At 36.8% G+C, this 8,524-nt stretch carries 8 protein-coding genes; 6 read left to right on the plus strand and 2 right to left on the minus strand.

The window, feature by feature from the left end:
• A partial coding sequence (locus BALCAV_RS19970; protein WP_152563072.1) for a hypothetical protein occupies nucleotides 1-369 on the minus strand: 369 nt, incomplete at its 3' end.
• A gap of 354 nt (nucleotides 370-723) precedes the next feature.
• On the opposite strand from BALCAV_RS19970, the gene BALCAV_RS19975 reads away from it, so the two are divergent.
• Nucleotides 724-2,466: an IS1182 family transposase gene (locus BALCAV_RS19975; RefSeq protein WP_003320968.1), complete on the plus strand. Its 1,743-nt coding sequence runs from the start codon at nucleotides 724-726 to the stop codon at nucleotides 2,464-2,466.
• Nucleotides 2,467-2,471: 5 nt separating this feature from the next.
• Here the strand turns inward: BALCAV_RS19975 and BALCAV_RS19980 are convergent, their stop codons facing one another.
• Entirely contained in the window at nucleotides 2,472-2,795 is a 324-nt protein-coding gene (locus BALCAV_RS19980; protein ID WP_052044423.1) for a hypothetical protein, read from the minus strand.
• 359 nt (nucleotides 2,796-3,154) lie between these two features.
• Between BALCAV_RS19980 and BALCAV_RS19985 the strand changes: the two genes are divergently transcribed.
• The 5 genes from BALCAV_RS19985 (at nucleotide 3,155) to BALCAV_RS22480 (ending at nucleotide 8,271) form a co-directional block, all read left to right on the plus strand.
• Nucleotides 3,155-4,024, plus strand: coding sequence for a hypothetical protein (locus BALCAV_RS19985; protein ID WP_003320966.1), 870 nt, complete (start codon nucleotides 3,155-3,157; stop codon nucleotides 4,022-4,024).
• A 40-nt stretch (nucleotides 4,025-4,064) separates the two neighbouring features.
• Nucleotides 4,065-4,904 carry an EcsC family protein gene (locus BALCAV_RS19990; RefSeq protein WP_003320965.1) on the plus strand — a complete coding sequence of 280 codons (840 nt, stop codon included), beginning with the start codon at nucleotides 4,065-4,067 and terminating at the stop codon, nucleotides 4,902-4,904.
• 368 nt (nucleotides 4,905-5,272) lie between these two features.
• The gene (locus BALCAV_RS19995) at nucleotides 5,273-6,484 is read left to right on the plus strand and encodes an argininosuccinate synthase (protein ID WP_003320964.1); all 1,212 of its coding nucleotides are present in this window, start codon (nucleotides 5,273-5,275) and stop codon (nucleotides 6,482-6,484) included.
• Entirely contained in the window at nucleotides 6,481-7,860 is a 1,380-nt protein-coding gene (gene argH, locus BALCAV_RS20000; protein ID WP_003320963.1) for an argininosuccinate lyase, read from the plus strand. The genes BALCAV_RS19995 and argH overlap by 4 nt, the downstream gene beginning before the upstream one ends.
• Nucleotides 7,861-8,127: 267 nt before the next feature.
• Nucleotides 8,128-8,271 carry a hypothetical protein gene (locus BALCAV_RS22480; RefSeq protein WP_160173444.1) on the plus strand — a complete coding sequence of 48 codons (144 nt, stop codon included), beginning with the start codon at nucleotides 8,128-8,130 and terminating at the stop codon, nucleotides 8,269-8,271.
• Nucleotides 8,272-8,524 lie beyond the last annotated feature (253 nt).

Genomic DNA, 8,524 nt, shown 5'->3' on the forward strand with positions numbered 1-8,524 from the left:
CGTACTCCGACGAACAGTTGCAAAATCGCGAATGTCAGCTACAATTGAGTTAAGGTAAGTCCGAAATGGTGTCGTTCTATTTGAGGCTCCTTGATAGATTATTCTTCCGTAAGCACTTGGTCTTGCACTGTCAAATTCAACTGAAGCAATATTACCACTAGTGTGACGGATAAATTGATTTCTACTAACATTATTATTCCAATTATTAATTGCACTATTCCACGCTGTAGAGTACATTGTGGAAGTTACATTAGGTATTGAAATAGGTATGTCTGTCGAACCAGGTACTCTACCACTGTAATAAGCATCTGCATGCTTTGGAACAAGTACTCCTAACCCGATAGATAGTATAAACGCGCACAAAAACACTGATTTCTTTTTTCCTCCCATTTAACATTATTCCTCCTTATAATGTAAATCTATTACTAAAAATAGTATAAACTATAAATATCTTAATAGGAAGAATTTTTAGAATATTATAAAAATAAATTCTCCTGCTGAACTTAAATATGAATAATTGGATAGAATTTCAGCAAATTCCGATTAATAAATAGATAGATGAGAAAAGAGGCTGGGACAAAACCCTCCTCTAAGTAAAAAAGAAAGCCGATGAAAATTCCTAGGAATTTTCATCGGCTTTCTGACGTTTAGGGATCAAAAATAAGGACCACTTCTGATAAAATAAAGTCACCACAACAAAATTAATCAGAAAGAAGGGTCCTTATGTTTAAGCATTATAACATGAATCAAGTGGTTTTGCCTTTAGATATAGAAAGAAAGCTCCAAGAAAATGATATAGCCTTCGCTATCCATAATTTAGTCGAAAGTATCCCGGAGGAAGCGTTTCGAGAATTCGACCAAAACACGGGGCGTCGTGCATATCATCCTCGTATGATGCTGAAAGTTATTTTATGTGGCTATACACAATCCGTGTTTTCAGGTCGAAAGATGGAAGCTCTTCTGAAAGATAGTGTGCGGATGATGTGGCTCTCTCAAGGAGAAGAACCGAGCTATCGAACGATTAATCTCTTCCGTGCAAACCCAAAAGTAAGTGGACTCATCCGGCAGTGCTTTATTCAATTCCGTTGTCAGTTAGTCGAAGGGCATCACATTAAAGAAGAAGCTATTTTCATTGATGGAACGAAACTGGAAGCAAACGCGAATAAATTCACCTTTGTTTGGCGTAAATCCGTGGACCGTTATCGTCAAAGTCTAATGGATAAATCGGCGAAAATGTACGAAGAACTCCTTCAAGACCAAGTCATTCCAGAGATTCAGCGCGAAAGCGAGGATGAATTCAGTACCGAAGAGCTTGAAGTCATCCTCCAGCATTTAGAAGAAAGGGTCGAGGCTTTTGATCAACAAATAGAAGCGAGTGAAATCGTCAGTGAGCGCAAAGCGTTACGTTCTGCACGAAAAGGTCCTAAACAATCTCGCAAACATTTTTATGATTTTGTGCAACGCAAGCGTAAGTATGACCAAGCCCAGCGGCTTTTGGGCGAGCGAAACAGTTATTCTAAAACAGATGTCGATGCCACGTTTATGCGGATGAAAGACGATTATATGAAGAATGGCCAGCTCAAACCAGGGTACAATGTTCAAATCGCCACCGAAAATCAATTTACGCTCGCTTATGATCTCTTCCCAAATCCAACGGATACTCGCACGCTGATCCCTTTTTTAGAGACCATTGCTGATCGGTTCTTTGAGTTACCTGAGTATATTGTCGCTGATGCCGGATATGGCAGTGAACAAAACTATAATGACATCATAGAACAGAAACAACGAACGCCGCTTATGACGTATGGGACCTATCGGAAAGAGAAAACAAAGAAGCATAAGAAAAACCCATTTCATGTGGATAATTGGATGTATAATCAAGAGAAAGATGCCTTCACATGCCCAAATGATCAACTTATTCCCTTTCAGTATGAATCCAAACGAAAAGATAGAACGGGTTTTCAACGAACATTTCGAGTCTATGAATGTGAAGATTGTACAGGTTGTCCATTTCGCTCAAGTTGTACAACGGCGAAAGAAGAGAACAACCGAAAAGTCTACCGAAATAAAAAGTGGGAAACCCAAAAAACATATATCAATGAACTGCTTTCAAACGAAAAAACAGGGGCTATCTATGGCAAGCGTAAAACCGATGTAGAACCAGTTTTTGGGAATTTGAAGGCGGATTTGCGTTTCACTCGTTTTTCGGTGAGAGGTAAAGCCAAGGTTCACAATGAACTTGGCCTCGCCCTTATGGCAGTGAACTTAAGGAAGTTCACTGCCTTGAGCACGTTTCCAAGAGATAGACAGAGAAAAAACCATCAAAAAACGAGTACGATGAATCAAAACCGATTCACCGTACTCGTTTTTACTTTTAAGATCAGTTATGTCCCAGCCTCTTTTCTCTTAAAAGTGGCGTTAATTATAGTGCGACTACCGAGTTTTCTTCTAGCGCTCCATAAATAGTTCAATTATCCTTCTGTAGAAGCAAGATAATATTTTTCTTCCCCATTGTCATTTACAATTAAGATGAAATTGGTACCTTCATTTATACCGTTCTCGTTTGCATTATCCTCTTCTACCTCGTAAATAGTTGCCCCTACTGATAATTTATTTGCCATCCCATTTGTATAATTATAATGACCATCAACAGCTTGTTCTGTAATTTCTCCAATCTTCTCACCAGAGATTAGAGTCATTTCGTCAACCCAATCAATATTAGCTTGGTAAATGAATTCATTAAACATAAAAATATCAGCATCTGGCTCTTTCGTTAAAATCTCTTCAGCTGTCATTGGATTTTCTGTATTTTCTTCATAGTCCTGTGAACACCCTACCAAAATAATAAAAAAACAAAAAATACAAAGTATACTAACTTTTTCTTATCCAAATTATTACCGCCTCTCTTTACTTAAAGATGGTATATATCTAAATATATGCAATTTCACTGTAAATTAAGCCTCTCTTTAATTATATCTGCTTAATTTAAATCATCAAGTAGAAAAAAAATAAAAGTATATCGAGTAAGAGGCACGGTAACGTGCCTCCTACTCGATAAGTGTGAGTTAATGCAATTAAGCGGATAATTCGATATGATGAGTATACATACCTTTGCATATAATAGATTAAGTAAAGGTAAAGGGGAGTCGGTTGTATGAGTTCATTGCTGCAAAAAAACGAAGGAGAAAAAGTGGTTGGATTTTTTTTCGTTCGGGAAAAGGAAATTAAACAAGCGGTTAATGGAAGTGAATATGGATCATTTATGTTGGAGAGACATTTAGAAAAGGTTCCAGCTAAAATGTGGGATATTGGGGAAGAGTTGAAAAAAAGCGTTCAGAAAAAATCGATTGTTAAAATAGAAGCTATCATAACCAGTTATCGAAATAAAAAAGAGTTAAGTATCCAAAAAATGCGGTTAACAACAGAAGAAGATCAAATTAATGTGACGGAATTGCTCACAAAAGAAGGATTATCAAGAGAGACTCTTTGGTTAGAATTAAGAATGTATATGGATGAAATTCAATCGATTAGCTTAAAAAAGATTGTGACAACGATATTTGGTAAACGTGCGTATCGTGAAAAAATAACAACGTATCCAGCCTCAAAACAATTTCATCATGCTTATTATGCTGGACAATTAGAGCATCTTGTCGAGCTGTGCCAAAGTGCGACACAGCTTTTTCCACTTTATCCGAAAATTAACCGTGACGTCATTTTGGCAACATGTATGCTACATAATATTGGATTGATTAAAATGTTAGATGATCCACTTGCACCAAGTGTGACAAAAGAAGGTGAACTTCTAGGTCAAGTGATTTTAAGTTATGAGCTTATTTATGAGGCGATTTTGGAGGCAGGAATTGACAGGCAGGATCACGAATTATTGTTATTAAAGCACTGTGTCGTTAGTCAATATGGTCCATTAGAAAATGGCTGGGGCAGTGCGGTTTCACCTCAGACAAATGAGGCGATCTTTTTTCATCACTTAAAAGAATTAAGTTCTAAGGTACAGTCTTCTTCGTAAAGTGAGAAAATTTTTGATGTAGAGAAGAGTAGGTGAATAGATGGTTAATACAAAAAGAGAGCAAAAAAGATTAGAAGAGATTTTACAATGGGAAGTTGATTATCTTCAATTGAGTCAAAAGGGGAAAGGCGAGCGTATTTCTCCATCACGACCAGCTTTTAATTTCAATGAAATGAAGATCGACCCGAAATATTTACGTCAACTCGATTCAATTTTTATTCAATTACAGTCTTTTATTCAGAACAACCAAAGTGAAAAAGAGTTAGTTCAGAAAATATTTCGATATGCACGGTTGTTTAATCCAGAAATTGAACATGTGGAAGACATGCAAACACTATCGATTGATCAATTACACTATTTATCAGAGCAGTTTATGGCAAAACAAAGATTGTTATCTGTTGGCCAAGGGAGTGTCACAGGCTTAGGTGGTTTTGTTTTATTGAGTATTGATCTTCCTTTATTAGCTGCTATTCATTTAAGAACAATACAGCAACTCGCGACGATTTATGGATATGATACAAAGAAACCACTTGAACAAGTCATTGCTTTAAAAGTTTATTACTTATCGACTTTGCCAAGACCTTATCAGCAGGAGGTTTGGGATGCTTTATTTGAAGAAATTACTTATTATGATGAAGAGCATATTTTCTTTGAAGGGGAAGATAAAGTATTTGAAGCTGCTTGGTTTGGTCAATTAATTAGACAAGTTGGAAAGAACATTCTCATTTCAACACTAAGGAAAAAATGGATTCAAGGGGTACCACTGCTTGGTGTGGCCGTTGGAGCAGGGATGAACTATCAACTAACAAAGCAAGTAACCGATGTCGCAGAGCACTTTTATCAAAAACGATTGCTCTTATCTAGGTTGGAAGATGAATGATTAAAAGAGGGGGAGAATAGTCGATTTCTTCCCTTCTTTTATGCAGACGAAATTATAATCTGCTTTCGGAAAGTTGCTTGTTTAACGAATTCATATGTTAAGTACAGCATAAAGAAGAGTTGACATTTAGTGGAGAAACGGTAACGGCTTAGGCGAAAAAAGCCAATAAAAAGATACCAAAATTTATTTCAAAAAACTTTTCAAATACCTATTGCCAAAATGGGAGTTCATTGTTAAAGTATGTATATTAATAAATGTTGATTTGAATTTTATGCAAAAATATAAAGAGCCATTTCAGCTCTTTTCTTTTAAAAATAAATGTATAAAAATAATAATGAGAGTATTAATATTCAACGGAGGGAACAATTATGAATAAAAAGAAGGTTGTCTTAGCTTATTCTGGAGGATTAGATACATCGGTTGCAATTAAGTGGTTATCAGATAAAGGATATGATGTCATTGCTGTTGGATTAGATGTAGGAGAAGGAAAAGATTTAGACTTTGTTAAACAAAAAGCTTTGGATGTTGGGGCAATAGAATCTTATTCAATCGATGCTAAGAAAGAATTCGCTGAAGATTTTGTTTTGCCAGCCCTACAAGCTCATACAATGTATGAAGAAAAATATCCACTCGTATCAGCTTTATCACGTCCATTAATTTCTAAAAAATTAGTGGAAATTGCTGAACAAACGGGTGCCTCAGCGGTTGCACATGGTTGTACGGGGAAAGGAAATGATCAAGTTCGTTTTGAGGTTTCAATTCAAGCATTAAATCCAAACCTTGAAGTGCTAGCTCCTGTTCGTGAGTGGGCATGGTCGCGTGATGAAGAAATTGCTTATGCAAAGAAGAATAATATTCCGATTCCAATTGATTTAGATAATCCGTACTCAGTGGATCAAAATCTTTGGGGACGTGCGAATGAATGTGGCGTGTTAGAAGATCCGTGGGCAACTCCACCAGAAGGAGCGTATGAATTAACGAATTCATTAGAAAACACTCCTGATCAAGCAGATATTATTGAAATTGAGTTTGAGCAAGGTGTTCCAATTGCAGTAAATGGTGTGAAATATCAACTGGATCAATTAATTTTATATTTAAATGATTTAGCGGGTAAACATGGAGTTGGACGTATTGATCACGTTGAAAACCGCCTCGTTGGTATTAAATCACGTGAAGTGTACGAATGTCCTGGTGCTATGACATTAATTAAAGCACATAAAGAATTAGAAGATATTACGTTAACTAAAGAAGTGGCTCACTTTAAACCAGTGGTCGCAAAAAAACTTACAGAACTTATTTATGACGGTTTATGGTTCTCTCCTTTACAACCAGCACTTCAAGCATTCTTAAAAGAAACACAAAAGTCGGTTACAGGTGTTGTACGTGTGAAACTATTTAAAGGTCATGCCATTGTAGAAGGGCGCAAATCGCCATATTCTTTATATGATGAGAAGCTAGCTACTTACTCAACGGATGACGAGTTTGATCACAGTGCAGCTATTGGATTCATTTCTCTTTGGGGCTTAACGACAAAAGTACACAGTATGGTGAACAAAGAGAAAAAGGAGGTAACACTGTGACAAAACTTTGGGGAGGACGCTTCACTAAAACAGCAGAGGAGTGGGTTGACGCATTTGGTGCGTCAATCGGCTTCGACCAGAAGTTAGTTGATGAGGATATCGAAGGCAGTCTTGCTCATGTCACGATGTTAGGGAAGTGTAAGATTCTACCTGATGATGAAGTAGATTTGATTAAAGGTGGCCTATTAACTTTACGTGAAAAAGCGAAGGCTGGACAATTAGAATTTTCGGTTCAAAATGAAGATATTCATTTAAATTTAGAGAAATTTTTAATTGATGAAATTGGCCCGGTAGGTGGGAAGCTGCATACAGGCAGAAGTCGAAATGATCAAGTAGCCACCGATATGCATTTGTACTTGCGTAATCAAACAAAAGAGATTATGACAGCCGTTAAAAAATTGCAAGAAGCTCTAGTTAAACAAGCATCTGAACATGTTGAGACAATGATTCCAGGGTACACACATTTACAACGTGCTCAGCCTGTTTCATTTGCCCATCACCTCCTTGCTTATTTCTGGATGCTTGAGCGCGACTATGGTCGTTTAGAAGATAGTCAAAAACGTTTAAACATCTCACCACTTGGTGCAGGAGCTCTTGCGGGGACGACTTTTCCGATTGATCGTCATTATTCAGCGGAATTACTTGGGTTTGAAGGCATTTACGAAAATAGTATTGATGCGGTAAGTGATCGTGACTTTATTATCGAATTTCTTGCGTCGTCATCGACTTTAATGATGCATCTTTCGCGTCTTTGTGAAGAGTTAATTTTATGGTCTTCACAAGAGTTTCAATTTATTGAAATAGATGATGCTTTTGCAACTGGAAGTAGCATTATGCCGCAAAAGAAAAACCCTGATATGGCAGAGTTAATTCGTGGAAAAACAGGACGAGTTTACGGAAATTTATTCTCGCTATTAACGACACTCAAAGGTTTGCCACTTGCTTATAACAAAGACATGCAAGAAGATAAAGAGGGAATGTTTGATACGGTTGAAACGGTTAAAGGCTCCTTGCTTATTTTTGCTGGGATGATCGAAACTATGTCTGTTCGTCACGAAACGATGGAAAAAGCCGTTAATCAAGATTTCTCAAATGCAACAGAACTTGCAGATTATTTAGCAACGAAAGGAATGCCTTTCCGACAGGCTCATGAAGTCGTTGGAAAACTCGTGTTAGTCGCGATTCAAAAAGGAGTATTTTTGCTTGATTTGCCATTTACGGACTATGTGGAAGCGAGCCAATTGTTTGAAGAAGATATTTTTGATGTTCTTCAACCTAAAAACGTTGTAGCTAGACGGAATAGTGCCGGTGGAACAGGTTTTGAACAAGTGAAAATTGCTTTACTTAAAGCGGAAGAGCTTTTGAATAAGGCTTAGTAGTGAATCAACATTTAAAATTGATAAAAAGGTGGATATAAAGGAAAATCCTTTATGTTCACCTTTTTTAGGTGATGTAGGAATGCCTGAAACTTACTCACCTAAATTCAGAATTTAGTAAGATATTATTATGATAGTTCAGTTCAGCTTATTCAAAGGGTTCTTTAATTATAAAAGAATTACCAATATCCTCCTTGTGAAAAGAAAAGTAAATCCTCATTGTTAGGACATATTAAACAAGATAAATTAATAAAGGAGAGATTGATTATGAAGGAACATAAATTATCAAATGTAACTTATGAAGAGCAGGGAGAAAGCATTGTACATGAGCAAGTGATGGAAGGTTATTTTCAATATGGACCGCATAATGAACCAGTTAAACAAGAAGAAGAAACACCAAAAACGAAATGATAAATAGAGGTTGTTCAAAGGTCATTGGACCGATGGGCAACTTTTTTCTATTTTCTTAAGATCTATAAATAATAACTCAACTTTCGCAGCGTATGATTGACTCTTAACCGTTGATAGAGATTGACTTTAGGGCGATACAAGACTCAAATTGACTTTACATGGACGGTTCAATCGTTGACAGTCTGAACACATCTCTTCGTAGGCTGTTGAAGGAAACTGTTCACTAAAATGAAGTGCTTCGGCTGTCGCTCCC

It is taken from the genome of Alkalihalobacillus alcalophilus ATCC 27647 = CGMCC 1.3604 (assembly GCF_000292245.2).
GTDB lineage: Bacteria > Bacillota > Bacilli > Bacillales > Bacillaceae_D > Alkalihalobacillus > Alkalihalobacillus alcalophilus.

What these genes read in the sequence shown, in the direction of transcription:
- BALCAV_RS19995 (WP_003320964.1), top strand. Translation starts at nt 5,273, where the DNA reads ATGAATAAAAAGAAGGTTGTCTTAGCTTATTCTGGAGGATTAGATACA.
- BALCAV_RS19975 (WP_003320968.1), top strand. Translation starts at nt 724, where the DNA reads ATGTTTAAGCATTATAACATGAATCAAGTGGTTTTGCCTTTAGATATA.
- BALCAV_RS19985 (WP_003320966.1), top strand. Translation starts at nt 3,155, where the DNA reads ATGAGTTCATTGCTGCAAAAAAACGAAGGAGAAAAAGTGGTTGGATTT.
- BALCAV_RS22480 (WP_160173444.1), top strand. Translation starts at nt 8,128, where the DNA reads ATGAAGGAACATAAATTATCAAATGTAACTTATGAAGAGCAGGGAGAA.
- BALCAV_RS19990 (WP_003320965.1), top strand. Translation starts at nt 4,065, where the DNA reads ATGGTTAATACAAAAAGAGAGCAAAAAAGATTAGAAGAGATTTTACAA.
- BALCAV_RS19980 (WP_052044423.1), bottom strand. Translation starts at nt 2,795, where the DNA reads ATGACAGCTGAAGAGATTTTAACGAAAGAGCCAGATGCTGATATTTTT.